General features: G+C 72.3%; 24 protein-coding genes. 11 read left to right on the forward strand and 13 right to left on the reverse strand.

The genetic code is table 11. The annotated features are described in order from the left end of the window. The first annotated feature begins 279 nt into the window (after positions 1-279). From QOM21_RS07615 to QOM21_RS07630, 4 genes are all read left to right on the forward strand, one after another. On the forward strand, positions 280-633 hold the full coding sequence (locus QOM21_RS07615) for a PRC-barrel domain containing protein (protein WP_407548980.1): 354 nt from the start codon (positions 280-282) through the stop codon (positions 631-633). 209 nt (positions 634-842) lie between these two features. Next, positions 843-1,748: an RNA polymerase sigma factor SigF gene (locus QOM21_RS07620; RefSeq protein WP_407548981.1), complete on the forward strand. Its 906-nt coding sequence runs from the start codon at positions 843-845 to the stop codon at positions 1,746-1,748. A 93-nt stretch (positions 1,749-1,841) separates the two neighbouring features. Then, the gene (locus QOM21_RS07625) at positions 1,842-1,997 is read left to right on the forward strand and encodes a hypothetical protein (protein ID WP_393891752.1); all 156 of its coding nucleotides are present in this window, start codon (positions 1,842-1,844) and stop codon (positions 1,995-1,997) included. A gap of 140 nt (positions 1,998-2,137) precedes the next feature. Then, entirely contained in the window at positions 2,138-2,359 is a 222-nt protein-coding gene (locus tag QOM21_RS07630; RefSeq protein ID WP_407548982.1) for an alpha/beta fold hydrolase, read from the forward strand. 299 nt (positions 2,360-2,658) lie between these two features. On the opposite strand, the gene QOM21_RS07635 is transcribed toward QOM21_RS07630, so the two are convergent. After that, the gene (locus QOM21_RS07635) at positions 2,659-3,648 is read right to left on the reverse strand and encodes a LacI family DNA-binding transcriptional regulator (protein ID WP_407548983.1); all 990 of its coding nucleotides are present in this window, start codon (positions 3,646-3,648) and stop codon (positions 2,659-2,661) included. A gap of 498 nt (positions 3,649-4,146) precedes the next feature. Here QOM21_RS07635 and QOM21_RS07640 point away from each other — a divergent pair, with 498 nt between their 5' ends. Then, entirely contained in the window at positions 4,147-5,094 is a 948-nt protein-coding gene (locus QOM21_RS07640; RefSeq protein WP_407548984.1) for a nucleoside hydrolase, read from the forward strand. Continuing rightward, the gene (locus QOM21_RS07645; RefSeq protein ID WP_407548985.1) at positions 5,091-6,527 is read left to right on the forward strand and encodes an MFS transporter; all 1,437 of its coding nucleotides are present in this window, start codon (positions 5,091-5,093) and stop codon (positions 6,525-6,527) included. The genes QOM21_RS07640 and QOM21_RS07645 overlap by 4 nt, the downstream gene beginning before the upstream one ends. Positions 6,528-6,597: 70 nt before the next feature. Here the strand turns inward: QOM21_RS07645 and QOM21_RS07650 are convergent, their stop codons facing one another. The 5 genes from QOM21_RS07650 to QOM21_RS07670 all read right to left on the reverse strand — a co-directional run bounded on the left by QOM21_RS07650 (position 6,598) and on the right by QOM21_RS07670 (position 14,680). After that, positions 6,598-8,169, reverse strand: a complete 1,572-nt coding sequence (locus QOM21_RS07650) for an APC family permease (RefSeq protein ID WP_407548986.1) — start codon at positions 8,167-8,169, stop codon at positions 6,598-6,600. 436 nt (positions 8,170-8,605) lie between these two features. Continuing rightward, on the reverse strand, positions 8,606-9,784 hold the full coding sequence (locus QOM21_RS07655) for an aromatic ring-hydroxylating oxygenase subunit alpha (RefSeq protein WP_407548987.1): 1,179 nt from the start codon (positions 9,782-9,784) through the stop codon (positions 8,606-8,608). A gap of 191 nt (positions 9,785-9,975) precedes the next feature. Continuing rightward, positions 9,976-12,438, reverse strand: a complete 2,463-nt coding sequence (locus tag QOM21_RS07660) for an FAD-dependent oxidoreductase (protein ID WP_407548988.1) — start codon at positions 12,436-12,438, stop codon at positions 9,976-9,978. Positions 12,439-12,606: 168 nt separating this feature from the next. Next, a complete protein-coding gene (locus QOM21_RS07665; RefSeq protein ID WP_407548989.1) occupies positions 12,607-13,692 on the reverse strand; it encodes an S-(hydroxymethyl)mycothiol dehydrogenase in 1,086 nt (361 codons plus the stop codon). Positions 13,693-13,876: 184 nt separating this feature from the next. Beyond that, positions 13,877-14,680 carry an IclR family transcriptional regulator gene (locus QOM21_RS07670; protein WP_407548990.1) on the reverse strand — a complete coding sequence of 268 codons (804 nt, stop codon included), beginning with the start codon at positions 14,678-14,680 and terminating at the stop codon, positions 13,877-13,879. Between the two features lie 148 nt (positions 14,681-14,828). On the opposite strand from QOM21_RS07670, the gene QOM21_RS07675 reads away from it, so the two are divergent. Both QOM21_RS07675 and QOM21_RS07680 read left to right on the forward strand, forming a co-directional pair. After that, positions 14,829-15,149, forward strand: a complete 321-nt coding sequence (locus tag QOM21_RS07675; protein WP_407548991.1) for a bifunctional 3-phenylpropionate/cinnamic acid dioxygenase ferredoxin subunit — start codon at positions 14,829-14,831, stop codon at positions 15,147-15,149. After that, a complete protein-coding gene (locus QOM21_RS07680; RefSeq protein WP_407548992.1) occupies positions 15,146-16,312 on the forward strand; it encodes an NAD(P)/FAD-dependent oxidoreductase in 1,167 nt (388 codons plus the stop codon). Before QOM21_RS07675 ends, QOM21_RS07680 begins: the two co-directional genes overlap by 4 nt. Positions 16,313-16,423: 111 nt before the next feature. Here the strand turns inward: QOM21_RS07680 and QOM21_RS07685 are convergent, their stop codons facing one another. Then, positions 16,424-17,320, reverse strand: a complete 897-nt coding sequence (locus tag QOM21_RS07685; protein ID WP_407548993.1) for a serine hydrolase — start codon at positions 17,318-17,320, stop codon at positions 16,424-16,426. A gap of 425 nt (positions 17,321-17,745) precedes the next feature. Then, positions 17,746-18,102 carry an ArsR/SmtB family transcription factor gene (locus tag QOM21_RS07690; protein ID WP_407548994.1) on the reverse strand — a complete coding sequence of 119 codons (357 nt, stop codon included), beginning with the start codon at positions 18,100-18,102 and terminating at the stop codon, positions 17,746-17,748. A 72-nt stretch (positions 18,103-18,174) separates the two neighbouring features. Here QOM21_RS07690 and QOM21_RS07695 point away from each other — a divergent pair, with 72 nt between their 5' ends. Next, positions 18,175-19,350: a cation diffusion facilitator family transporter gene (locus tag QOM21_RS07695; RefSeq protein ID WP_407548995.1), complete on the forward strand. Its 1,176-nt coding sequence runs from the start codon at positions 18,175-18,177 to the stop codon at positions 19,348-19,350. Positions 19,351-19,421: 71 nt separating this feature from the next. Here QOM21_RS07695 and QOM21_RS07700 read toward each other — a convergent pair whose 3' ends face one another. Further along, a complete protein-coding gene (locus QOM21_RS07700; RefSeq protein WP_407548996.1) occupies positions 19,422-22,040 on the reverse strand; it encodes an MFS transporter in 2,619 nt (872 codons plus the stop codon). A 257-nt stretch (positions 22,041-22,297) separates the two neighbouring features. Beyond that, positions 22,298-22,741 carry an SRPBCC family protein gene (locus tag QOM21_RS07705; protein WP_393891767.1) on the reverse strand — a complete coding sequence of 148 codons (444 nt, stop codon included), beginning with the start codon at positions 22,739-22,741 and terminating at the stop codon, positions 22,298-22,300. 156 nt (positions 22,742-22,897) lie between these two features. On the opposite strand from QOM21_RS07705, the gene QOM21_RS07710 reads away from it, so the two are divergent. Further along, positions 22,898-23,920, forward strand: coding sequence for an Rv2578c family radical SAM protein (locus tag QOM21_RS07710; protein ID WP_407548997.1), 1,023 nt, complete (start codon positions 22,898-22,900; stop codon positions 23,918-23,920). Between the two features lie 34 nt (positions 23,921-23,954). On the opposite strand, the gene QOM21_RS07715 is transcribed toward QOM21_RS07710, so the two are convergent. Both QOM21_RS07715 and QOM21_RS07720 read right to left on the reverse strand, forming a co-directional pair. Continuing rightward, positions 23,955-24,314: a MerR family transcriptional regulator gene (locus QOM21_RS07715; protein WP_407548998.1), complete on the reverse strand. Its 360-nt coding sequence runs from the start codon at positions 24,312-24,314 to the stop codon at positions 23,955-23,957. Positions 24,315-24,405: 91 nt separating this feature from the next. Further along, complete coding sequence (locus QOM21_RS07720) at positions 24,406-25,194, reverse strand: SDR family NAD(P)-dependent oxidoreductase (protein WP_407548999.1); 789 nt, start codon at positions 25,192-25,194, stop codon at positions 24,406-24,408. A gap of 155 nt (positions 25,195-25,349) precedes the next feature. Between QOM21_RS07720 and QOM21_RS07725 the strand changes: the two genes are divergently transcribed. Continuing rightward, positions 25,350-25,934: a GNAT family N-acetyltransferase gene (locus QOM21_RS07725; protein WP_407555603.1), complete on the forward strand. Its 585-nt coding sequence runs from the start codon at positions 25,350-25,352 to the stop codon at positions 25,932-25,934. On the opposite strand, the gene QOM21_RS07730 is transcribed toward QOM21_RS07725, so the two are convergent. Beyond that, the gene (locus QOM21_RS07730) at positions 25,853-26,584 is read right to left on the reverse strand and encodes a HEAT repeat domain-containing protein (protein WP_407549000.1); all 732 of its coding nucleotides are present in this window, start codon (positions 26,582-26,584) and stop codon (positions 25,853-25,855) included. The genes QOM21_RS07725 and QOM21_RS07730 overlap by 82 nt on opposite strands. Positions 26,585-26,720 lie beyond the last annotated feature (136 nt).

The raw sequence follows: 26,720 nt of genomic DNA on the forward strand, positions 1-26,720 counted from the left end.
CCCTCCCTTTCGCCCCGGAGCATTTCACTTCGAGCAATCCGTTCACGGGACTCGGTTCCGAAGCTCCGTTCACGAGCTTCCGTTCCGGAGCGTTGCGGAACGAAGTATTTCGTTACCGGTCACGGCCGTGCAGAACATTCCGTGGCGGCAGTCCGTCGCAGTGCAGTCCGACACACTGCGCTTCGTCGCGGCGCGGGATTCGCCGTGCATTCCCTTGCGGAGCACGGCGAATACGGCGAGGAAGCGTTGTGGCGTCGAAGCACAGGAACTGGAGCAGCAATGAGTGGCAGCATCTGGGATTACCGGCCGTCGGTCGGCGATGCGGCGGGCGCCGATCTCGTCGGGTTCGCCGTGGAGGCAACGGACGGGCATATCGGCAAGGTTGACAAGCATTCCGACGAGGTCGACGCGGCTCATCTCGTCGTCGACACCGGAGTGTGGATCTTCGGCAAGGAGGTCCTGCTGCCCGCGGGCACCATCACGCGGATCGACAGGGCGGCGGAGACCGTCCATGTGAACCGCACCAAGGCCGAGATCAAGGACGCGCCCGAGTACAGCACTTCGGGAGCCGACGGCAGCGCCGGATCCCGGCAGCAGGTCGGCGCGTACTACGAGGGCTTCCCCCTCATATGAGGCGCGCCCCCGCATGAGGGGATGCCGCGCCGTCAGGGGAATCCTGAGACTTTCCCGTGTGTGGCGGGCACCGATCCGGGTGCCCGCCACACGCGCGCTGTGATCCATCCCACCTTCCCGTTCAGGTGTTTGGCGGGCCCCGCAGGCATGAGTGGCCGATTCGGGGGAAGGCGCGCTTCCCAGCACTGTTACCTGGGGAGGGTGAAGTCATGGCGGGGTTGATCGCACGGACCACCGGTGTGGAAGAGCACGGGATCGCGCAGCCGTCCGGCAGGTGCGCGCCGGTCACGGCGGAGGGCCTGCCGCGGCTGGAGGACGCGTCGAAGGTCACGCCGAAGGATGCCCGCGAGCTGTCACGGCTGTTCTTCGAGCGCCTTCAGGTCCTGGAGGAGGGCACCCACGCCTACCAGTACGCCCGCAACACGCTGGTCGAGTTGAACCTCTCCCTCGTGCGCTTCGCCGCGAACCGGTTCCGGCACCGCGGCGTCGAGGAGCGGGAAGACATCATCCAGGTCGGCACGATCGGGCTCATCAAGGCGATCGACCGCTTCGAGCTCTCCCGTGAAGTGGAATTCGCCACCTTCGCGGTCCCCTACATCCTGGGGGAGATCAAGCGCTTCTTCCGCGACACCAGCTGGGCCGTGCACGTTCCCCGGCGCCTCCAGGAACTGCGCGTCGAGATCGCCAAGGCCAAGGAGCACTTCGCCGGCGCGTCCGAGCGCGAACCGACGGTCCGTGAGCTGGCCGCCCACCTCCGGCTGACCGAGGAGGAGGTCATCGAGGGCATCGTCGCGTCCAACGGCTACACCGCGGGCTCCCTCGACATGCCCACCGACCCTGCCGACGACGGTCAGTCCGCCCACAGCGGCCGAAGCTACGCCGATGTCCTGGGCGAGCCGGACCCCGCGATGGAGGCGGTCGAGAACCTGCACTCCCTGGCGCCCCTGCTGGCGCAGCTCGACGAGCGCGAGCGCCGCATCATCGCCATGCGCTTCGGCGAGGAGCTGACCCAGTCGCAGATCGGCGCCGAACTCGGCATCTCGCAGATGCACGTGTCCCGGCTGCTGTCGCGCACCCTGGCCAAGCTGCGCACCGGGCTGCTCAGCAACGCCTGACCCCGCTCCTCGCCACGGGCCGCGGTACCCTCAGTCGCCCCCCGCGGCCGTCAGCGGCACCCCGCAATCCACCGCCTCACGTTAGCGAAAGACATGAACACCACCTCGAACCCACCGATCTACGACCAGCTGATACAAGAGCACGGCGACGTCGTCTCCCAGGCCCGCGAGGCCGCCGACCACACCCGCCGGGAAGCGGAAGACGCCCTGGACTGGAGCAGTCTTCGGCCGTACCGCTCCGAGGAGTAACTGCCGGGCCCCCGGGTGGAGGCGCGGCGCGAGCGCCTCCACCGGGCCGGGATCCTCCTCGGCGGGACGGCGTGGACGCCGAACGGACGCCTGGAGAACGGGCGTTGAGCGGCCCGAGCCGGCCTCCTTGCCACCGCCCCGTGACACCGGCAGCTGCGTGGCCGCACCGACGTCGTCGGACCGCCCCGGCACCCGCACCGCTCGACCTGCGTGGCACCGGATACTCCGATGCCCCCGCCGACCAGGGCTCCTACCGCTGCGACCGCCAGGTCGCCGACCTGGAAGCCCTCCGTGCACACCTGGGCCCGGACCGCGTCGACGCCGTCGCCCACTCCGCGAGCGATGACCGCGCCCTCCTGTAGGCGGCCCGCCACCCGCAGCGCCTCCGTACCCTCACTCTGCTCACGGCCCATGCGCGCCCTGGGCGTCGACTTCACCGAGGAGCACCGCCGGGAGGCCGCCGCGATCCGCACCGCCGAGCCGTGGTTCATCGCCGGGCACGCGGCGTACGAACGGGTCCGGGCCGGCTCCGGGAGCAACGCCGACCGGGGCGCCATCACCCCCTTCTTCTACGGCCGTTGGGACACCGCAGCGCAGACCCATGCGTTCGTCCGACGTGGCCTCGCAGGTGGCGCCGCGAGGCGTACGCCGCACCCGGCGGTCAGCCGGGCAGCATCGCGCCGCGCGTGCTGGAGGCACGGACGACGAGTTCGGGTGCGAGACGGACGGAGTGCCGGGCTCCGGGGTGCGCGGCGGGTGGGCGGGCGAGCAACCGGGCGGCCTCGGCGGCCAGTTCGGCGACGGGCTGCCGGACGGTGGTCAGCGCGGGGTCGGCGAGACCCGCGAGCGGGATGTCGTCGAATCCGGTGACGGCGACCTCGCCGGGGACGTCCGCGCCCAGCTGGCGCAGCCGTTGCAGTGCGCCGACCGCGATGAGGTCGTTCGCGCAGACGAAGGCGTCCGGCCGCGAAGGCCAGAGCCGGTCCACGGCGGCGCGCCCCCACTCCACCGAGAAGTCGCCGAGTTCCACGCGCCCGGGTGCCGCGGGGTCCAGGCCGCCGGCCCCGGCCTCGTACGCCGCGCGGCGCTCCACCGCCGCCGAAGCGGTGCCGGCCGCCCCCACGAAGCACGGCCGACGGCGGCCCTCCGCGGCCAGATGTGCCAGCACGAGGGCCATACCGGCCCCGTTGTCGACGGCCACCGAGTCGGCGACGCCGGGTCCGCACCCGCGGTCCAGCAGGACCAGCGGCACCCGGGCGGCCGCGTCGGCCACCGCGTCCCGGCTGCGGTGTTCGTCCACCGGTATCAGCAGCAGGGCGTCGATCTGCCGGTCGAGGAGCGCGCTGATGCGGGCCGCCTCGGTCACCGGGTCGTCGTCGCAGTCGGCGAGCAGCACGGCCCGCCCCTCGGCGTGCAGCGCGTGCTCCAGCTCCCGTACGAGGGAGGGGAAGAAGGGGTTGGTGATCTGCGGGAGGACCAGGCCGACGGTGCCGGTGGAGCGGCTGCGCAGGGCACGGGCCACCTGGTTGGGCCGGTACCCCAGGCGCGCGGCGGCCTCCCGCACCGTGCGCGCGGTCTCGGCGCCGACGGGGCGGGTGCCGGCCAGGACGCGGGACACCGTGGCGATGGAGCAGCCCGATGCGTGGGCCACCTCTCGCAACGTGACTTCTGCCACCGTCTCCCAGCCCCCTTCGTTCGGCTCGGCTGCGCCGGAGGGAGCATACGCCCCGGCAAATGTGCGGTAAACGTTGTCCCTTCGCGGTGGCCACTGCGGGCCGGTGAACCGATGTGGCGCTCCCGTTACGCGCGGAAGGCCGGATATCGAACCATTGACAACGGCCGGTTCCGTGGGCGAAGTTTCCGGAGAACGTTTTCCAAGATGTGTTCCGAGGGAGGTGTGCGGTGGTCTTCGCACCGGCACGCGGCCACGGCCGCGCCGGTCCCTGAGCGCCGTCACCGCGCGCTAGAGACCACCACCGCCGCGCCCGGCCCGTCACCACCGTGACGACCGGTGCCGCCCGCCTCGCGGGCCCAGGGCTCCCCCGTGCCCCGGGTCCGTCGTCGGTGTGCGCGGCGCCGGGCCGTCCGCGGCATGCCGCGCGCCCACCTCACCCGATCCACAGCACAGCAGAGCAAAGGGGCTCTTCCGTTGGCCAGAAAGATCATCCTCGACTGCGACCCGGGGCACGACGACGCGATCGCCATGCTCCTGGCCCACGGCAATCCCGAGATCGACCTGCTCGCCGTCACCACCGTGGTCGGGAACCAGACGCTGGAGAAGGTGACCCGCAACGCCCTGTCCGTGGCGCGCATCGCCGGCATCACCGGTGTGCCGTTCGCGGCCGGCTGCCCGCGGCCGCTGGTGCGGACCGTCGAGACGGCCGTGGAGATCCACGGGGAGAGCGGCCTGGACGGTCCGGTGCTGCCCGAGCCGACCCTCGAACTGGACCGCCGGCACGCCGTCGACCTGATCATCGACACGGTGATGTCCCACGAGCCCGGCGAGATCACCATCGTCCCCACGGCGGGGCTGACGAATATCGCGATGGCCGTCCGCAAGGAGCCGCGGATCGCCGAGCGCGTGCGTGAGGTCGTGCTGATGGGCGGCGGCTACCACGAGGGCAACTGGAGCGCGGTCGCCGAGTTCAACATCATCATCGACCCCGAGGCCGCGCACATCGTCTTCAACGAGCGCTGGCCGGTGACCATGGTCGGTCTGGACCTCACCCACCAGGCGCTGGCGACCCCCGAGGTCGCCGCGAAGATCGCCGCGGTCGGCACCCGCCCCGCCGTGTTCGTCGGCGAACTGCTGGACTTCTTCCGCGAGGCCTACCGCGAGAACCAGGGCTTCGACCACCCGCCGGTGCACGACCCGTGCGCGGTCGCCTACGTCATCGACCCGGACGTGATGACGGTGCGCAGGGCGCCGGTGGACATCGAGCTGACCGGCGGCCTGACCCGCGGGATGACCGTGACCGACTTCCGGGCGCCCGCGCCGGCCGACTGCACCACCCAGGTCGCGGTCGAGCTCGACCACGAGCGGTTCTGGAACCTCGTGGTCGACGCCCTCGAACGGATCGGTGACATCACGCCATGAGTGTTTCCACCAACAGCCGCCCCACCGGGGCGGCGGACGGCTCCCGCGTGCGGGTCGGCGTACTGCTCACCGCGCTGCTCGCGGCCTGCTTCGCCTTCCAGCTCAACGCCAGCATGCTCAGCCCCGCGCTGAAGAGCATCCAGGACACCCTCGGCGCCGACTCCGCGGAGATCGGTCTGACCCAGACCGCCTTCTTCACCTCGGCGGCGCTGTTCTCGCTCTTCCTGCCGAGGCTGGGCGATGTCATCGGGCGCCGCCGGGTGCTGACCGGGATGCTGGCCCTGATGGTCCTCGGGTGTGTGGTCGCCGCGCTGGCGACGAGCGTGCCGATGCTGTTCGTCGGCCGCGTCATCCAGGGAGTGAGCGGTCCCGTCGTCCCGCTGTGCCTGATCATGCTGCGGGTGGAGGTGAAGGAGCCGAAGCGGTACGGCACCCTGCTGGGTGTGATCACCGCCGTCAACGGCGGAATCGCCGGTGTCGACTCCCTCGCCGGCGGCTACCTCGCCGACAACCACGGCTTCGCGTCCGTCTTCTGGGCGATGGCCGCCGTCGCGGCGGTGGCCGCCGTCCTGGTCGCCACGCTCACCCCCGAGTCCACGGCCGGCGCCGCGTCCCGGATGGACTGGCCCGGTGTCGCGCTGCTCGTCGTGTCGGTCGGCTCGCTGCTGATCGCGCTGAACGAGGCGGGGAAGCTGGCCGCCGCCAACTGGCCGCTCATCGCCGGTCTCGTGGTCCTGGCCGCGGCCGCCTTCGCGCTGTTCTGGCGTACCGAGAACCGCAGCGGGCATCCGCTGGTCGCCACCCGGCACCTCAAGCGGCGCGCGACCTGGGCGACGCTGCTGACCACGGTGCTCACCATGACCGGTGTGTTCGCCGTCATGAACGGCCTGATCCCGGCGTTCGCCCAGGACGCCGAGGCGGGGCTCGGCATGTCCGCGCAGCAGGCCGCCTGGTGGACGCTGACGCCGTACGCCCTCGCCGGTCTGGCGATGGGGCCGCTGGCCGGGCGCCTGGCCGCCACCTTCGGCTACGGCCGGATCCTGCGGCTCGGCCTGGCCGGTTCCGCGGCGACCGTCGTGCTGATGCTCTGGACGGTCCACAGTCAGTCGCACGCGCTGATGCTGGTGACGTCCCTCCTGGTGGGCGTGGCCTACGCGGGTGTGGCGAACATCGTGCTCAACGGGCTCGGCATCGTGCTCTCCCCGGCCGAGAACCCGGGCTTCCTGCCGGGCCTGAACGCGGGCGCGTTCAACCTCGGCGCGGGACTGAGCTTCGCGCTGCTCTACGCGGTGCAGACCGCGGCCCTGCCCACGGATCCGGCCTCGCCCGCCGGCTACGCCGCCGGCATGATCGCCGGTGTCGTCATCCTGGCCGCCGCCTTCGCGGCGTCCTTCCTGATCCCGAAGCCGGTGGCCGCCGAAGCGCAGAGCTGAGCGCGACCCGCTCCGCACGAGTCCGCCCGCCGCCCGGATACCGATCCGGACGGCGGGCGGACCCGTACGGTCAGTCGGTGGCCCGGACCGGCTCGGGGCTTTCCGCGTCGGGCCGGCCGGACGGCTCCTGGGCCGCGTGCTCGGCCAGTACTCCGGTGCGGTGGCGCTGGATGAACCAGTAGTAGGCGAAGCCGCCGAGCGCGACCGCGCCGACGAACAGCACGGCGCCCCAGCGCAGGTACCAGTGGTGGGGCGGGGTGGCGTTGTAGACCTCCTCGCGCGGCCAGGCGAGGTTGACGATCATTCCGGCGCCCCAGAGGACGCCGAGGATGTTGACCGGCAGGCCCCAGCGCCCCAGCGAGAACCTTCCGCCGTCGGCCGGGGTCCACTTCCCGCGCAGCCTGGCCACCAGCATCGGCGCGGTGACCAGCAGATAGGCCGCGTAGATCATGATGATGCCGATGCTGGTGACCACCGAGAAGATCTGCGGCTGACGGATGTTGAGACCCAGCACGCCGAGCGAGAGCACGCCGACGACGACGGCGGGCAGCACCGGCGTCTGGAAGCGGGGGCTGACCTTGGCGAGCAGGGACGCCGCGGGCAGGTTGTTGTCCCGTGCCATGGCGAACGCGAGCCGGATGGCGGCGGTGTGCACGGCCAGGGCGCACACGGTGACCGCGATGAGCACGCACCAGAGCATGGCCTTGCCGACCGTGTCGCCGAGGACGTCCAGGACGATGTACTGCAGGCCGTCGGTGGTCAGCCCTTCCCCGGTCAGACTGCGCACGCTCATCATCGCGAGCAGCAAAATCAGGCCGCCGATGATGAACGACGCGATCAGCGCCCGCAGGATCGCCCGCGGCGCGTTGCGCGAGGGATCCAGGGACTCCTCGCTGAGCGAGGCCGCGGTGTCGAAGCCGTACATGACGTAGGCGGAGGCCAGCGAGGCGGTGAGGAAGGCCCCGAGGTAGCCGAGGTTCTGTCCGGCGCCGGTGTGGTGGGTCTCCAGCACCACGTCCGGGCCGCGCACCACGTGCACGGCGAAGAGCACGATCAGCACGACGGTGGCGACCAGTTCGATGAACACGCCCGCGGTGTTGATCCGGGCCATGAGCTTGACCCCGAAGGCGTTGACGAGGGTGGTGAAGACGATCAGCACGCCGGCGAGCAGTACGCCGTTGGTCGCGGTGTCGTACGGTCCGCTGCCGTCGCCGATGATCTGGAAGGACGCGGAGATCTGCGGGAGCGTCAGCTGGTAGGCGAGGGCCACCGCGGCCAGGGACACGATCGAGGCGACCAGCATCATCCAGCCGGCCAGCCAGCCGATGTGCGGATTGCCTATCTTCTTGGCCCAGTTGTAGACGGAGCCGGCCACGGGGTGGCGGGCGGCCAGTTCGGCGAAGCACAGCGCGATCATCAGCTGGCCGACGAAGACCATCGGCCAGGACCACCAGTAGGCCGGGCCGCCGGCCCCGTAGCCGAAGTAGAAGAGCTGGAAGGTGCCGGTGAGGATGGAGATGTAGCTGATGCCGGCAGCGAAGGTGTGGAAGTTGCCGAGGGTGCGTTTGAGTTCGGGGCGGTAGCCGAACTCCGCGAGTTGGGCGTCGTCCTGCGGTGGCGATGCCTCGTCGGTCTCTGCCATGAGCGGCCTCCTGGGCAAGGGGCTGTGTGCGCCTCGCGCGAGGAGGGGATCGGGGGTGCACGAGGCCAGGTCCCGGCTCGGATGTGGTGGACAGGTATGGGCTTCGGTAGGGCGGCGGGTGTCCTTTTCGAGCGAGTGCGGTGCCGTGGAGCGCGGGGTAACTCCGGGCGTGTTCGACCACGTGGTGTTACGCCGGGCCACCGGTCAGGCGCTCCCGGCCGGTCCCCGACGGTGTGAATCCGCCGCATCCGCCTGCGGCAGGCTTGGGATGGTAGTCGTTGATCCACGCGGTGCCCACCCCCGGGGCGGGCGCGGTGCGACCGGCCCTGACCTGGCCGGTGTTCCGGCACCGCGCCGCCCGGCTCACGCCGTCGGCGACCGGGAGCGGGCGGGGTCGCCGTCGGGTCGGGGGTCATCGGGCCGCGCTCCACCGCGGTCAGGCCCCCTCGTCCGCCAGGCACTCGGTCACCCATTGATGGAAGGCGCCGATGTGGTGCTCGCTGGGTACCAGCACCCCGCCGTGGCGGTAGGCGCGGGAGTCCATGGCCGGCTGGGTGCGCTCGCAGGCGTCGAAGTCCTGGGCGTTGACCCGGTGGAAGAGCTCGACGGACGTGGAGAGGTCCGCGCCGGAGTCGACGACCTCCGGCAGGTACAGCCAGTCGCACTCGACGACGGTGCGGTCGGCGGCCATCGGGAACATCCGGTGGACGATGACGTGGTCGGGGACGAGGTTGACGAAGACCTGCGGCCGGACGGTCATCGCGTAGTAGCGGCGGTCCTGGGTGTCCTCGATCCCCGGCAGCCGGCCGAAGCCCCCGCGGCCGTCGACGGTGAAACCCTCGGCCTCCTCGGCGAACTGCGCACCGTGCCCCACGTAGTACTGAGCGGCGAACCCATCGGCGAACTCCGGCAGTACATCGGTCAGTTCGGGGTGGATCGTCGCGCAGTGGTAGCACTCCATGAAGTTCTCGATGATGAGCTTCCAGTTGGCCCGCACGTCGTAGGTGATGCGTTTGCCCAGGGCGAGGCCCTCGGTGCGGTAGCGCTCGATGGACGCCGTGTCGCCCAGCCGCTCGACGGCCGCGCCGATCACCGTCTCCTCGAAGGACGGCGGCTCATCGGCCAGGCACACCCACGCGTAGCCGAGCCACTCGCGCAGTTCGACCTGGACCAGTCCGCGCTCGGTGCGGTCGATGTCCGGCATCTTCTGCAGGTTGGGCGCGGCGACGAGCCGGCCGTCGAGGTCGTAGGTCCAGGCGTGGTAGGGGCATTGCAGGTTGCGGCGGACCTCGCCGGACTCCTCGGTGCACAGCTGCGCGCCGCGGTGCCGGCAGATGTTGAGGAAGGCGCGCAGCCGGCCGGCGCGGTTCCGGGTGATCAGGACGCTCTCCCGGCCGACCTGCACCGTACGGAAGGCGCCCGGCTTTTCCAGGTCCGCGCTGCGCACCGCGCAGAACCACAGCCGCTCGAAGATCTTCTCCTGCTCCTGCCGGAAGATGTCGGGGTCGGTGTAGGAGGGGCCGGGCAGGGTCGTGATCAGGCTCGTGCCGGGGGCCGGCGCGGATTCCGCCGGGGCGGTGGCGGTGGCGGTGGTGGACGAGGGTGTGGTCGTCATGTGCGGTCTCCTCAAGCAGCCGCGGCGGCGGGCCGGCTAGGGGTCTCCCCGGCGAAGCGAGGGGAAGGGGCGAACAGCTCGATGGGGTGCTCGGTGGCGCCGGTCGGCGCGAGATCGGCGAGCTTCTCGCCGACCGGCGCCGGCGGGAAGCCGTGTGCTCGGGCTGCGGTGACGCGCCGGTTCGCGGGCGGCTACCTGCGGATGCGCGTCATCTTCGGGTCGAAGAGCGGTTCCTCCGCCACGGTGGCGGGGACCTTCTCGCCGAAGTACTCCAGGTGGACGGCGGTGCCCGGGACCGCGGCCGAGGCCGGCAGCCAGGCGTAGGCGATGCACCGGCCGATGGTGTAGCCGTAGGAGGCGGAGGTGACGTAGCCGGCGGGGGCGCCGTCGACGAACACCGGCTCCTTGCCGAGGACGACGGCGGCCGGGTCGTCGAGGGTGAGACAGGTGAGCTTGCGCCGGACGTTCTGCTCGCTGATCCCTTCGAGGGCGGCGCGGCCGGTGAACTCGCCCTTGGCGGGACGGACGGCGAAGCCGACCCCGGCCTCGTACGGGTTGTGTTCCGTGGTCATGTCGTGGCCCCAGGAGCGGTAACCCTTCTCCAGGCGCAGGCTGTTGAAGGCGCTGCGCCCGGCGGCGATCACCCCGTGCTCCCGGCCGGCCTCCCAGAGTGTGTCCCACAGCCGCAGGCCGAGGTCCGCGGTGGTGTACAGCTCCCAGCCCAGCTCGCCGACGTAGCTCAGCCGCATGGCGGTGACCGGAACATGGCCGAGGTAGGTCTGCTTCGCCTTGAAGAAGCCGAAGCCCTGGTGGGAGAAGTCGTCGCGGGTGAGCGGCTGGACGAGGTCGCGGGCCAGCGGGCCCCAGAGCCCGATGCAGCAGGTGCCGGAGGTGACGTCGCGGATCTGCACCCCGGCCGGTGCGTGCCGCAGCAGCAGGTCCATGTCGGCTCCGCTGTTGGCGCCGACCTGGAAGTGGTCGGGTGCGAGACGCGCCACGGTGAGGTCGGAGCGGACGCCACCGGCCTCGTCCAGGAGGAGGGTGTAGGTGACCGCACCGGGCTTCTTGTCCAGCTGGTTGGTGGTCATCCGCTGGAGGAAACCGAGGGCGCCAGGGCCGGTGACCTCCAGGCGGCGCAGCGGGGTCATGTCGTAGAGCGCGACCTTCTCGCGGGTCGCCGCGGCCTCCGCGGCGGCGATCGGTGACCAGTAGCGGGCCGACCAGGGGTCGCGTTCGGGGAGGGCGAGCCCTTCGGCGAGCGGGGCGTTGGCCTCGTACCAGTGGGGGCGCTCCCAGCCGCCGGCCTCCAGGAAGTACGCGCCGAGTTCCTGCTGCCGGGCGTGGAAGGGGCTGACGCGGAGGGGGCGGGGGGCCTCGATGGGCTGGAGCGGGTGGATGACGTCGTAGACCTCGACGAAGCTCTGGGCGCCGCGGTCCTCGATGTAGGCGGGTGAGCGCTGGGCGTCCTCGAAGCGGTAGAGGTCGCATTCGTGGAGGTCGAGGGAGGGCCGCCCGTCGGTCATCCACTCGGCGAGGGCCTTGGCGACGCCGGCGGAGTGGGTGACCCAGACGGCCTCGGCGAGCCAGAAGCCACGCAGGTCCCGGGATTCGCCGAGCACCGGCATCCCGTCGGGGGTGAAGGAGAAGACGCCGTTGAAGCCCTCGGCCACCCGGGAGGCACGGAGTGCGGGGATCAGTCCGATGCTGTCCTGCCAGCTCGGGGCGAAGTCCTCCTCGGTGAAGGGCAGGGAGGACGGCATGACCGGCGCTTCGTCGAAGGCGGGGACGGCGAAGGGGTCGACGGGCATCGGGCGGTGGGCGTAGGAGCCGATGCCGAGCCGGCTCCCGGCGGCGTCCGTGTGCTCGCGGTAGTACAGGTCGCGGTCCTGGAACCGCAGGATCGGGCGCCCCGCTCCGGCGCCGTCGGGCCCGTCGAGTTCGGGCAGCGGTTCGGTCGTGGCGTACTGGTGGGCCAGCGGCAGCAGCGGTACGTCCACCCCGGCCATCGCGCCGATCACCGGGCCCCAGAAGCCGGCGGCCGAGACGACGTGGTCGGCGGGGAAGGTGCCCTGGTCGGTGACGACGCCGGTGACCCGGCCGTCCGCCCGCTCGATGCCCGTGACGGTGTGCCGCTCCAGGAAGCGGGCGCCCCGCCCCTCGGCCCGTGTCATCTGCGCCCGGCAGGCGAGCAGGGCCCGGGCCAATCCGTCGTCGGGGGTGTGGAAGCCGCCGAGGATGGTGTCCTCGTCCAGCAGGGACCACAGCTGCTTGCACTGCTGCGGGGTGAGCAGCTCCCCGCTGACGCCCCAGGAGGCGGCGAGTCCGGCCTTGCGGTGCAGGTCGGCCCAGCGGGCCTCGGTGGTGGCGATCTCCAGGCCGCCGAGGGGGTCGAAGCAGGGCAGCCCGTCGACCTCCAGGGCGCCGAACTTCTGGACGGTGTACTTCGCGAACTCGGTCATGGTCTTCGACGGGCCGGTCCGGAAGACCAGCCCCGGCGCATGCGAGGTGGAGCCGCCGGGGGCCGGCAGCGGCCCCTGCTCCAGGACGGTGACGTCGCTCCAGCCCCGGGCGGTGAGTTCATCGGCGAGCGAGCAGCCGACGATGCCGGCACCGATGACGACCACCCGGGCGTCGGTGGCGAGTGCAGAGGACATGTCCCTCCTTCGGGTTCAGGCGCGTGCGGGGAGCGGGGGAGAATCCGGCCGGTGGTGCGCTCTGTTGCCGAGCGCTTCAGGTGGTGGGGAGGTGCGGCCGCCCGGCCGCGATGCCGGTGTGCGAGGACGGTTCGCCGAACTCCCTTGAGACGGCGGTCCGTTGGCTCCTCACAGGACCACGACCGAGCGCAGCACCGTGCCGTCGCGCATCTTGTCGAACGCGGCCTCCACCTCGTCCAGGGCGATGGTCTCGGTGACGAAGCCGTCAAGGTCGAGGCGCCCGCTGAGGTAGCGGTCGATGAGGACGGGGAAGTCGCGGCTGGGCAGGCAGTCGCCGTACCAGGAGGATTTCAGGGCGCCGCCGCGGGAGAAGAGTTCGATCAGCGGCAGTTCGATGCGCATGTCGGGGTCGGGGACGCCGACCTGGACGAGGGTGCCGGCCAGGTCGCGCATGAAGAAGCCCTGCCGGTAGGTCTCCGGGCGGCCCACCGCGTCGATCACCACATCCGCGCCGTGTCCGCCGGTCAGGCCGCGCACCGCCTCGATCGGGTCCGTGCCACGGGAGTTGACGGTGTGGGTGGCGCCGAAGCGGGTGGCGCCGTCCAGTTTCCGGTCGTCGATGTCGACGGCGATGATCCGGCGGGCGCCGGCGATCGAGGCGCCGGCGATGGCGGCGTTGCCGACGCCGCCGCAGCCGATGACGGCGACGGTGTCGCCGCTGCCGACGGCGCCGGTGTGCACGGCCGCGCCGTAGCCGGCCATCACCCCGCAGCCGATGAGACCGGCCGCCTCCGGCCGGGCCGAGGGGTCGACCTTCACCGCCTGCCCCGCGGCGACCAGGGTCTTCTCCGCGAACGCACCGATGCCCAGGGCCGCGGTCAGCGCGGTGCCGTCCAGCAGGGTCATCGACTGGGTGGCGTTGCGCGAGTCGAAGCAGTACCAGGGACGGCCCCGGCGGCAGGACCGGCAACTCCCGCACGGCGCACGCCAGGCGAGCACCACATAGTCACCCGGCGCCAGATCGGCCACCCCCGCACCGACCGCCTCCACCACACCGGCCGCCTCATGCCCCAGCAGATAAGGGAAATCCTCCCCGATCGCCCCCTCCCGATAGTGCAGATCGGTGTGGCAGACCCCGCACGCCTGGACGGCGACCAGCACCTCTCCCGGGCCGGGATCCGGCACCACGATCGTCTGCACCTCGACGGGTGCGCCCCTTTTCGCCGCGACGACGGCACGGACCTCGTGTGGCATGCCCTACCCCTCAGTGTTGCGCAGTGCACGACTGGTTGCGCGATGAGAGACATACTGGGAACGCCACCTCGTCAGCGTCAAGGGGTGGGAGTTAGCTCTTGGTAAAGCACCGGTTACGGCCCCGGACACACGAAAGCGGGGCCGGATCGCTCCGGCCCCGCACCCTTCCCCGCTCGCACGGAGGTCAACAGGCGTACCCCATCCGCCGCGAGAGCTCCCGGGCCGCCTCGACGGTGCGCTCGGCCACTTCGGGAAGCCGTTCCTCGTCCAGCCGGTAGACCGGGATCGACACACTGATCGCCCCGATCACCGCGCCGTCGTGCGCCCGCACCGGGGCCGCGACGGCGTGCAGGCCCAGTTCGAGTTCCTCGGCGGCCACCGCGAAGCCCTTCCGCACCACCTCCGCCAGCTGCTCGCGCAACGCCGGCGCCGAGGTGATCGTCCGCTCCGTCAGCCGCGGGAGCTTCCGCGCCAGGACCATGTCCTGGACCGGGGCCGGCTGGTACGCGAGCAGCGCCTTGCCGCTGGAGGTGGCGTGCAGCGGTGTGCGCCTGCCGAGCCAGTTCTGCGCGGTGACCGAGGCCGGGCCGCGTGCCTGCATGATGTTGACCGCGGCGTTGTGGTCGAGCACCGCGATGTTGACCGTCTCCCCCAGCTCGTCGGCGAGCATCCGGCACAGCGCCGCGCCCTCCTGGGAGATGTCCAGCCGCACGGCCGCCGCGCCGGCCAGGCGCAACACCCCGGCTCCGAGGTAGTACTTGCCGCGCTCCTGCTCCTGGGCGACCAGCCCGCGATTCTCCAGGACGCCCAGCAGCCGGAACGCCGTGGACTTGTGGACGCCCAGCTCCTCGGCGACCTCGGTCACCCCGACATCGCCGTGCCGGGCCAGGATCTCCAGCACGGTCACGGCCCGGTCCACCGACTGCACTCCGCCGGCCGGCCCCCTGGGCGGCTTCTCCGCCGCCCCTGCCTCCGCCTTGTCGGTCATCTGCGATCTCACCACCTGGCGGCCCGATCGGGCCGACATTGAGGGGAGCGCTTGACGCGCGGGCTCCCCATCTGGATTCTGTTGCGCATAGCGACGTGCCGTGCGTATTAAGAAACTCGACTATACCGAACAGTAACAGGGGGGCTCCGTGATTCCCGTCTGCCACCTGGCCGAACTGCCCGCCGGCGAGTCCGTTCGTCTCGACACCGCACCTCCGATCGCCGTCTTCAACGCCGACGGTGAGCTGTACGCCATCGACGACACCTGCACCCACCAGGACGCCTCGCTCGCCGACGGCTGGCTGGAGGGATGCCTGGTCGAATGCCCGCTGCACGCCGCGTCCTTCGACCTGCGCACCGGAGCACCCACCTGCCTGCCGGCGCGGCGGGCCGTGCGCACCCATCCCGTCACGGTGGAAGACGGCATGGTCTACGTCCACCACGCAGCCGAGGAGGGCACTGCCGCATGAAAGCGATCGCAGTCATCGGCGCCTCGCTGGCGGGACTGTACGCCGCGCGGGCGCTGCGCTCACAGGGGTTCGACGGGCGCCTGACGATCGTGGGGGACGAGCACCACCGCCCCTACGACCGGCCGCCGCTGTCCAAAAACTTCCTCACCGGCGCCGCGAGCCCGGACCAACTCGCCCTGGCCGACGCCGAAGAGGTCGCCGAACTCGACGCCGAGTGGCTGCTGGGCACCCGCGCCACCGGGCTCGACACCGGCGGGCGCACCGTGGCCCTGGAAAGCGGCCGGCGGCTGGCGGCCGACGGCGTGGTCGTCGCCACCGGCGCCACACCGCGCCGCCTGCCGGGCCCCGCGCGCAGCGGGGTGCACACGCTGCGCACCCTGGACGACGCCCAGGCACTGCGCGACGATCTGGGCCGCGGCCCGGCCCGGGTCGTGGTGATCGGCGGTGGCTTCATCGGGGCAGAAGTGGCCTCGTCCTGCGCCACGTTGGGGCATGACGTCACCGTGGTCGAGGCGGCCCCGCTCCCCCTCGTCCCCCAGCTCGGCGACGAGATGGCGCTGATCTGCTCCGCCCTGCACGCGGACCACGGCGTCACCCTCCTGACCGGCACCGGCGTGGCGGGCCTGCACGGCGGCGGCACCGACCGGGTGGCCGGCGTCGAACTGCGCGACGGCCGGATGCTCCTCGCCGATGTGGTCGTCGTGGGCATCGGGGTGCGGCCCAACACCGGCTGGCTGGAAGGGTCCGGGCTGTCGCTCGACGACGGGGTGCAGTGCGACGAGGGCTGTGTGACCGCGGTCCCGCACATCGTGGCCGTCGGCGATGTCGCCCGGGTGGGCGGCTCGCGCGCAGAGCACTGGACCAGCGCGACGGAACAGGCCGCCATCGCCGCGCGGAACCTCCTCGCGGGAAGCACCGTGGCCACCCACGGCGGCCTGCCCTACTTCTGGTCCGACCAGTACGGCGTCCGCATCCAGTTCGCCGGCCGGCGGCTGCCGGGCGACATACCCCGGATCGTCGAGGGCTCGCCCGACGACCGCAGCTTCCTCGCCTGTTACGAGCGCGACGGGGCCACCACCGCGGTCCTCGCCCTGAACCGCCCCCGTCCCTTCATGCGTCGGCGCCGTGAACTCGCGCGCGCCACACAGCCGGCCATCACCTGAAGCGCCGCGCGAGCAGGGCGCCGAGGAGATGGCGGCCTGCGGATTCGCGTCGAGGCCGTCGCCTGCCGAGGCAGTAGAGGTACAGGGCCCGGGCCGCACCCGGGCGTCCGGTCAGCCGGCCTCGGCCAGATCCCGGTGGATGACCTCGGCGGCTTCCTCCACGGTGTCGACGCCGTAGTCCATGGTGCGGTTTCCCTGCGAGAGGACGGCCATGCCGTAGTCGTGCCCACCGCCGGTGAAGGCGCCGACACTGTGCACCCGCCAGCCGTTGTCCTCGCGCGGCAGCCAGCCGTTCTTCACATGCGTCGTGGTGCCGCCGGGCACTCCGGCGGGCGTGCCCCAGCGCTGGTCGGGGGCGACCCGCTCCATGAGGTCGAGCGCGAAGCCGCGGGCGTGCGCGCTGAGCACCGTGTTCTTCCGGGTGAGCAGTTCCATCAGCTTGAGCTCGTCGCTCGCGGTGACCTGGGTGAGGCCCCAGGCTCCGTCGGCGCCGGGGACGGTGTGCCGCATTCCGGCCAGGGAAAGGAACCGGTTGATCCCGTCCTCCCCGATCTGCCGCCAGAGCGCGGAGGTGGCCTCGTTGTCCGACTTGGTGATCATGGCGGTGGCCAGCTCCACCTCCTTGGGCGTGAGCTTGCGGTGCTCCTCGTCGGCCTGCCGGAGCAGCGCGCCGAGCACCGTGACCTTCACCACGCTCGCGGAGTCGAAGGCGGTGCCGGCCTGGTAGTCGCAGGTGGTGCCGGTGTCCCGGTCGTAGACGGCCAGCGCCGCCGCGCCCTGCCGCCCGTGCAGGGCGTGGGCGATGTCCCGGGAGAGTTCGGGCGCCAGGCCCGGCTTCTTCGACGTGCACTCGACCTTCGCGCCGCCCACCGTGGCACTGGCGGTGGTCGGTGCGGCCGGGGCCGGGGCGGCCGAGGAGCGCGTCATGGTGAAGACGGTGCCGAGGGCCGCGAGCAGGGCGGCGGCAGCCACCAGCGCGGCCAGCCCGCGGCGCGTGCCGCGGCTCATCCGTGATGCGTGCATGATCCGTCCGTTTCCGTCCCGAGGGGTGTCGCCAGGTCCGGTGCGGGCCTCGCGCGACCGGTGACGGGCCGGCGTTGCGCGCCGTACCTGCCGTCCTCTGCCGCCTTCGCGCCGCACTTCATCGCGCTTCGTCGCGCGGTGTTCCGCGAAGTGGGGTGCGGCGGACCGATCGATCCGGGCGCCTGTGCAGGGCCTCGGAAGTCGCTGAACGCGGGCCGGCCTCGATCTGCTCCGGGCTCACGGCTGCGTTCATCGCCACCGACGACCCTACGCGGCCGCTTCGCGAACACCCCCGAAAACGAGGTAGAAATGTCCGTTTTGCCCGGCCTGTTGGGCTGTGACATTCGCCAACCCCGACAGGGGAAGGCCGAGGTGGGAAGCCCTGCACAGCGGCCCGCGCGGCCGGTGGCTCAGTCGTGCGGCGGGAGGTGGCCCAGCTGATGGTCGGCGACGCTCAGCGCCTCCTCCACCAGGCGGCGCAGATGCCCGTGGCGCAGGGCGTAGACGACCCGACGGCCTTCCTTGCGGTGGGTCACCAGACCGGCCAGGCGGAGCCGGCCGAGGTGCTGGCTGACGGAAGGGCGCGCCGCTCCGCACGCCTCGGTGAGCGTGCTCACATCCGCCTCCCCCTCCGCGAGGCGCCGCAGGAGGGCCAGCCGGGTGCGGTCGGCGAGCAGGCCCAGCACCTCGGCGGCCACGGCCAGCCGAGCGCCTTCGTCTCGCTCTTGCGGACCGTGCGCATCTGATAGGTGCATGCGTGCGCTCATACGCACATAATGGTCCGAGGAGCGGGCCGGTGTCCACCACCGGCGCCCCTGGAGCGGAAGGTGGGAGCTGCTGTGAACGACGCGAGTGACCTGCACGACGTACCGGAGAAGCACCCGTCCGGCGAGGCGAACGGCCGCCTCGCCGCCGACGGACACCACTACGGCGGGGCCGCCCCTCACTCCCATGGACCCCACGAGCACCGGCACGGGCACGGCACCCCGCACGGGGAGCACGCTCCCGTGCGGGGCCGCTGGTCACGCTGGTCCCACCAGCTCCGGCACCTGGTCACGCCGCACAGCCACGAGGCGTCCGACAAGGTCGACGCCGCCCTGGAGACCTCGGCCGAGGGCATGCGCACCCTGTGGATCTCCCTCGTCGTCCTGGGCCTGACCACCGTGGCGCAGGCGCTGGTCGTGACGCTGTCCGGATCGGTGGCGCTGCTCGGCGACACCGTGCACAACGCGGCGGACGCACTGACCGCCGTGCCCCTGGGCATCGCGTTCCTGCTGGGGCGGCGGACCGCGACGCGTCGGTTCACCTACGGATTCGGCCGGGCCGAGGACCTCGCGGGCCTGGTCATCCTCCTGACCATCGCCGCGTCCGCGGTGTTCACGGCCTGGACCGCGATCGACCGCCTGCTGCACCCGCGCGAGATCGGCCACCTCCCGGCCGTCGCCGTCGCCGCGGTGATCGGCTTCCTCGGCAACGAAGGGGTGGCGCGCTACCGCATCCGCACCGGCCGCAGGATCGGCTCGGCCGCGCTGGTCGCCGACGGGCTGCACGCCCGCACCGACGGCTTCACCTCACTGGCCGTACTGCTGGGCGCGGGCGGGGCCGCCATCGGCTGGCGCCTGGCCGACCCGGTCGTCGGCCTGCTCATCACCGGCGCGATCCTGCTGGTTCTCGGCTGCGCGGCCAAGGAGGTCTTCCGCCGCCTCATGGACGCGGTGGATCCCGCCCTGGTCGACACCGCCGAGCAGACCCTGCGTCAGGTCCCGGGTGTGCTGGCGGTGGGCGAGTTGCGGATGCGGTGGATAGGCCACCGGCTGCGGGCCGAGGCCGCGGTCGTCATCGACGGCACACTGCCGCTGGCCGCCGCCCATCACGTCGCCGTGGCCGCCGAGCACGCCCTGCTGCACGCCGTCCCCCGGCTGGCCGGGGCACTCATCCATCCCGACCCCGCCCGCACCGGCGGCGGCGATCCACACGCCGAACTCGCCCACCACGGGCGAGCTTTCACCACCTGACCGGCCGGGCGCGAGACCGCCGGCCGGGCACACCCCGGGCACGGGCATTCCTCCGCGCCCGGGGCGATACGTCAGTCCTCGTGCCCCAACTGCAGGTCGCGCTCGGTGCGTCCGCCGCCCGCGACCTGCAGGACGGTGGCGACCGGCGGGTATCCGGCGGCGATGACGGTGTACTCACCGGCCGAGAGATCCACGAAACGGAAGAGTCCGTCGGGGCCCGTCGTCGCGGTGTCGACGACGTTGCCCGCCGCGTCCAGCAGCGTGACCCGGGCGTCCTCGACCGGCCGGCCGCCGCCGGCGCGTACCGTGCCGCGCAGCACCGCGCCGCCGGCGAGTTCGATGTCCTGGCGGGTCTCGCGGGAAGCCTGGACGGTCACCGGCAGGGCCGCGGGCCGGAAGGCCGGGGCGCTGGAGGCGAGGGTGTACTCCCCGGCCACCAACTCCCCGATGACGTAACCGCCTTCGCGTCCGCTGCGGGTGCCGGCCACCACCTCGCCGCGCACATCGGTGAGGGTCACCATGGCGTCGCGTACCGGAGTGCCGTCGCCCGTGGTCACGGTGCCGGCGAGGCGGCCGGCACCGCCGAGGACGACGTCCAGGTCGACCGGCCGCTCGCCGACGGTGACGCTGACCGCCTGCGGCTGATGCCCGCCCGCCGCGGCGATCAGGACGTACGCCCCCGCGCCCGGCGTGCTCAGCGCGTACCGCCCGTCCTCACCGGTGGCGCCGCGGCCGATCTGCCGGCCCGCGACGTCGATGAGCGTGAGCGCGGCGCGCGGGACGATGGTGCCGTCGTGGTGTTGGACGGTGCCGCACACCGGGATGCCGGCCATCGCCGGGGGCTGCCCGGTCGCGGCGTAGGCGTTGGCGTGCGTGTAGGTGGTCGCCGAGCCGTAGGAGTCCGGCGCGGGGCCGTACCCGCCGGAGGCGTGGGCCGAATCGGCCCCCGGGGCGGAACGCGCCGGCGGCACGGCGGGGGCGTCCGGGTCGGCGTAGGGGGCCTGCGAGGTCTGCGGGGCGTGGGACACCAGGGGTTTCTCTTTCAGGAAGAGGGCGAGCAGGAAGCCGAGGACGAGCACCGGCACGAGGTAGAGGAAGATCCGCGGCATGGCCTGCGCGTATGCGGTGATGTAGCCCTCACGCAGCGCGGCCGGCAGCTCGTGCACCAGTTGCGGGGTGATCGACTCGGGGTCGGGCAGCCGCGCGTTGCGCGGCAGTTCGCGGCCGAGCCCGTCCGCGAGCCGGTTGGCGAAGAGGGTGCCGAAGACGGCCGCGCCGACGCTGCCGCCGATCTGCCGGAAGTAGTTGTTGGCGCTGGTCGCGGTGCCGAGGTCGGCGGGGCGCGCGGAATTCTGCACGGCCAGTACGAGCACCGGCATGACGAAGCCGATGCCGAGGCCCAGGATGCCCATCCAGAGGCTGTAGACGCCCCGCGAGGTGTCCTCCTCCATCCGCGACAGCAGCCACATGCCCTCCGCGGCCACCGCACAGCCGAGGAGCGGAAAGACCTTGTAGTGACCGGTGCGGCTGATGAGCTGGCCGGAGACGATCGAGGCGATCACCACGCCGCCCATCATCGGCAGCATCAGCAGCCCCGACTCGGTGGCGGTCGCGCCGTCGACCATCTGGAGGAAGGTCGGCAGATAGCTCGCGGCCCCGAAGAGCGCGACGCCGACGACCGCGCCGATCAGTCCGGTGAGGTTGAAGATCGAGTCGCGGAACAGCCGTAGCGGGATGAGCGGTTCGGCGGCGAAGCGCTCGACGACGAGGAAGAGCAGAGCCGAGGCGAGCGCGCCGGCGCCGAGCCCGAGGACCACCCGGGAGCCCCACGCGTACTGCGTACCTCCCCAACTGGTCAGCAGCACAAGGCAGGTGGAGAAGGCTGCGAGCAGCAGCGCACCGGCGATGTCCAGTTTGGGCCGGCCGACGGGCTTGGGCAGCTTCAGGACGACGGCGATGACGAGGAGCGTCAGGGCGCCGAACGGGACGTTGATGTAGAAGCACCAGCGCCAGGAGGCGTGGTCGGTGAAGAAGCCGCCGAGCAGCGGCCCGGCGACGGAGGCCAGTCCGAAGGCGGCGCCGATCAGGCCCATGTAGCGGCCGCGCTCCCGGGGCGGTACGACATCGGCCATGATCGCCTGGACGCCGATCATGAGACCGCCGCCGCCGACGCCCTGGACGGCGCGGAAGACGATCAGTTCGTCCATCGAGCGCGACCAGCCGGCCAGCGCCGATCCGACGATGAAGACGAGGATCGCGAAGACGAAGATGGGCTTGCGGCCGAAGAGGTCGCCGAGCTTGCCGTAGAGGGGCAGGCCGATGGTCGAGGCCAGCAGGTAGGACGTCACCGCCCAGGACATCTTGTCCAGACCGTGCAGTTCGCCGACGACCTTCGGCAGGGCGGTGGCGACGATGGTCTGGTCGAGCGCCGCGAGCAGCAGCGTCAGCATCAGGCCGACGAAGACCAACCGCACCCGGCGGGGGCTGAGTTGGACCGCGGCGCCGCCGGGGGCAGGCGCCGCGGATGCGTCGCCCGTCGCGGCCGGTGCGGCGTCCGCGCGGGCCGGGGCGTGCGCCCGTGCCGCGATCTCCCCGGTATCGGGATCCCGTTCGCGCACCGCGTCCGCCGGGGTCTCGGAGGCGGGCGGATCGGCCCGCTCGTCCCGCTCGGTCAGGGTGGTCCCGCCCACGTACTGCTCCCCTCGTCACGCCTGCTGCCGCCGCCCATTTCTCGCATCGGGCGACAACAGGGATCAAGCGCGGCGAATCGGAGCGTGCGGGGCGGGACGGGCACCAAGTACGTTGCCCGGGGCGCCTATTGGGCCCCCATCAGGGGTTTCTGCCGAACGGGCCTGACGCGGTCAGGACACCCTGGCGCATCGGAAACCACCCGAACCGGTGAGCAGGCCGAAACCCCGAAAGGGTGACGGAGCGGCCGGCGTGACGCTCACTTCTCCATGTGGGTGGCGAGATTGGCGAGAATCGCGTCATAGATCCGGCCAAGGCCCTTGGGTGCGAACGTCCTCTCGAAGAAGCCGCCGACACCGCCGGCGCCCTGCCAGGTGGTGGTCACGACGACCTGGGCGCGCTTCTCGCCGGCCGGGGTGACGACCCAGGTGGTCACCATGGAGGAATTGCGGTCCTTCTCCACGAGCTGGCCGTCGGTCGGCTCGTCGACCTCCAGCAGGCAGTCGCGCACCCGCTTGCTCGTCGCCTGGAGCTTCCAGTGGACGACGGTGCCCTTGCCGTCGCCACCCTCGCGGACCTCGTACTCGCTGAAGTGCTCGGGCAGCAGCTGCCGGCGCGTGCCGTTGTAGTCGGCGAGCGCGTCGAACACGTCCTCCGGGTCCGCCGCGATCTCGCGCTGCGTGGTGGCCTCGACCTGACCCATGTGTGTCTTCCTCCAGTATCGGCTGCCGGTCCTGCGGTGCGCCGCCAAGCCAACCACCACCGGGCGGCACGCCCAAATTCCGGGTCGGCGGACCCTGAAGGGAACACCTGTTCTAATATGGGTACGGGGGCTCGGCAGGACTCAGGAGGAGGCCCGATGCGCTGGGACAATCTGGGCGACAGCCCGTCCGCGCTGTTCGGCACGGACATCGTCAGCCGGACGATCGACAGCCCCGAATTCCGTGGGATCACCTTCCATGAAGTGCGGGCCCGCTCGATCGTGAACCGCGTGCCGGGAGCCTCCCGGATGCCGTTCGAATGGACGGTGAACCCCTACCGGGGCTGCTCGCACGCCTGCGTCTACTGCTTCGCCCGCAAGACCCACAGCTACCTCGACCTGGACACCGGGCTCGGCTTCGACTCCCAGATCGTGGTGAAGGTCAACGCCCCGGACCTGCTGCGCCGCGAGCTGACCGCGCGCCGCTGGCGCGGCGAGCACATAGCCATGGGCACCAATGTCGACTGCTACCAGCGCGCAGAGGGCCGCTACCGCCTGATGCCCGGCATCATCGGCGCGCTGCGCGACCATGCCAACCCCTTCTCGATCCTCACCAAGGGCACGCTGATCCTGCGCGACCTCGAACTGCTGCGGCAGGCCGCCGAGGTCACCGACGTCGGCATCTCGGTCTCCGTCGGCTTCGTCGACCGCGAGCTGTGGCGCACGGTCGAGCCCGGCACACCCGCCCCTGAGCGCCGCCTCGACGTGGTGCGCACGCTCACCGCACACGGCATTCCGTGCGGCGTGCTGATGGCGCCGGTGATCCCCTTCCTCGGCGACGCGCCGGACCAGCTGCGCGCCACGGTCCGGGCCATCGCGGAGTCGGGCGCCGGCTCCGTCACCCCGCTCGTGCTCCATCTGCGGCCCGGCGCCCGGGAGTGGTTCATGGAGTGGCTGGGTCACCACCACCCCCGGCTGGTGCCGCGCTACGAGCGGATGTACGCGGGCGGCTCGTACGCCCCGAAGTGGTATCAGCGCCGGATCACCCGCCAGGTCCACGAACTCGCCACGGAGTACGGCATCGGCCCCGCCCGCTCCGGTGAAGCCCGTCGCATTCCGCCGCCGGAGCCGGCCGGCGGGGATGAGCATGCGGCGGGGCCGACCCAACTGACCCTGCTCTGAGCGCCGTTGGCCGCTCTCCGGGCGTCCGCCGGGCCTACGCCGATGCGGTCGGGGCGGCGTCCAGGGCGCGCGCCAGACGATCGCGCGCCTCGGTCTGGGCGGCGATCCGCGCGTCGATGACGGCGAGCCGGTCGCGGGCGATCCGCAGTCCCTCGGCCGAGGGCGGGGCGGTGGCCATGTCACCGTCCAGGCAGGTGGCGAAGCAGTGGACGTCGGCGAGGGTGAGCCCGGCCGCCAGCAGGTGCCGGATGTTCCGCACGCGGACGGCCGCGCGGCCGTCGTAGACGCGATAGCCGTTCGCCGCCCGCTCCGACCGGATCAGGCCGTCGTCCTCGTACCGGCGCAGCGCCCGCGGCGACGCACCCGTGATCCGGGCCAGTTCCCCGATCCGCAACCCGACCACCTCCCCTCCGGCACCGTTTCTACCAGGGAGGTGGCGGGTCGTGGCGGCGTCCTGCCGTCGCCGGTCGTGGCCGGCCGCCCGCTCAGCCGACCACCGCTCCCCCGTCGACCGGAAGGACCACCCCGGTCACGAACGACGCGGACGGCGCGGCCAGCCCGGTGATTGCCCAGGCGACCTCCTCGGGACGGCCCACCCGCCCCATGGGCGTGTGCGCGATCTGCCAGTCGCGGACCGCCGCCCGCTGCTCGGCCGACCAGCCCTGGTGGAGTGCGATCGGGGTCTCGATCGCTCCGGGGGCGACCGCCACCACCCGTACGCCGCGCGGTGCCAGCTCCACCGCCCAGCTGCGGGTGAGGAGTTCGAGGCCGGTCTTGGTGGCGGCGTAGACCGCGTTGCCGGGCCAGCCCCGTTGGCCGACCGAGGTGCTGATGTTGACCACCACGCCACCGGTCCGCTCCAGGTGCGGCACGGCGGCCTGGGTCAGCAGGACCGGCGCGACGAGGTTCGTCGCCAGGAGCGGGGCCAACCCCTCCTTGCGGTAGGCGCCGAGGGACCCGCTGCCCACCACCGCGGCGTTGTTGACCAGCACGTCCAGCCGCCCATAGGTCTCGACGGCGTGGCGCACGATCTCCTCGGGCGCGCCGTCCGCGGTGATGTCGGCGGCGTACGGAACGATCTCGCCGTCCCCGGTGCCGTTCGCCGCGGTCTCGGCCAGCGGCGCGGCCCGGCGGCCGACCGCCAGCACGCACGCTCCCCCGTCGGCGAAGGCGCGGGCGGTGGCGCGTCCGATGCCGGTGCCGGCACCCGTGACGATGACGACTCTGCGCTGGGTTCGGGTCGCGTCGGGCGCGGCCTGCGAGGTGCTGTCCATGCCGGGAGTGTCGAACCCTGACCCCTGGGGCAAGGTCAAGTGCCGCCCTGGCGGAGCACGGAAAAGCCCTTGACCCGCCTCCTACGCTCTCGGACATGACGGGGTCTGTGGAGCGGATGCCGGCGCGGCCGCCGGACGGGGTACGGATACGCGAGATGACCGAGGCGGACATCGACACCGTCTCGGCGGTCCGGGTACGGGGCTGGCAGGCGGCCTACCGCGGGCTGATGCCGCAGGCGTATCTGGACGCCATGAGCGTGGCGGCCGACGCCGAGCGGCGGCGCTCGTGGTTCGGGCGACGGCCGCCGGAGGTGTCCGACCTGGTGGCGGAGCGGGACGGCGAGGTCGTCGGCTGGGCCTGTGTCGGGCCCGCCCGTGATTCCGATATCGCCCCGCCCGAGGGCGCGTTGACCGGGGGCGTGCCGGCGGGGGAACTCCTCGCCCTCTACGTCTCGCCGGCCCTGATCGGCACCGGGGTGGGACGCAGCCTGCTGACCGCGGCCGTGGACCGGGCCCGCGCCGCCGGTTTCGGCACCCTGTATCTGTGGGTGGTCCGCGGCAATACGCGCGCCCGGCGCTTCTACGAACGGGCCGGATTCGTGCCGGACGGTTCGGAGGAGGCGTACGAGGTCGGAGGCAGGAGCGTCCCCGAGCTGCGCTACCGGCGCCCGTCGGCGGCCGGCCCGCCGTCCGCCGGGCCGCCGGGCACCGCTTCGCCGTCGCCCCTCCGGGGGGCGTGAATCCGGCCGTCCCCGCCGCCTGCGTCGCCCGGCCCGGCGGGCGCCGCGTCCTCCTGGACCCCCAGCCGCGCCAGCGACGCCGCCGCGGCGGCCGCCAGCCGCGGATGTCCGGCGGCGGCCGCGAGGGTGGGGACGGCCCGCCGGTCGCCCAGCGCACCGAGGCCCTCGACGCAGGCGAGCGCCACCCGCCAGTACGGGTTGTGCGGGGTGAGCAGCCGCTCCAGCGTCGCGACCAACGCGGGTACCGACTGCGGCGCACGCAGCTCGGCCAGCAGCCGCACGGGATGCAGGGCGTACGCGGTGCGCAGCGGATTGGTGGCCAGGGCGGCGGCCGCACGGGCGGTACGGGGGTCGCCGAGCCGCCCCAGGGCGTGGGCGGCGGTGGCGCAGCGCACCGGATCGCGGTAGTTCAGCAGCAGCACCAGCGTCTCGAAGGCGCGCTTGTCGCCCGCGCAGCCGAGCACGAAGGCGGCGATCTCCCTGGCCCACAGGGGGCGTTCGACCACGACCAGCACCCTGGCCAGCTCCTCCCGGGCGGCGGGGGTGTTCTTGCGGGCCAGCCCCAGCAGCCGCTCGTAGGCGACCAGATCCTGTGGGGAGCGGAGTTCGGCCCGCACCCGGTCCGTCAACTCGTGGAATTCCTCTTCCATTTGTCGCTCCCCTCCCGCCGGGCCGCCCCGGTCCGTGCGACGTGGCCTGCGCCACAGCCTAATGACCCCGACTACCCCTGGCGCTCCGGTTACCCACGGGTTAACCTGCTGGGACGAGCGGCACCCCTGCTCGGGC

The organism is Streptomyces sp. Pv4-95 (genome assembly GCF_045782725.1).
Classification (GTDB): Bacteria; Actinomycetota; Actinomycetes; order Streptomycetales; family Streptomycetaceae; genus Streptomyces.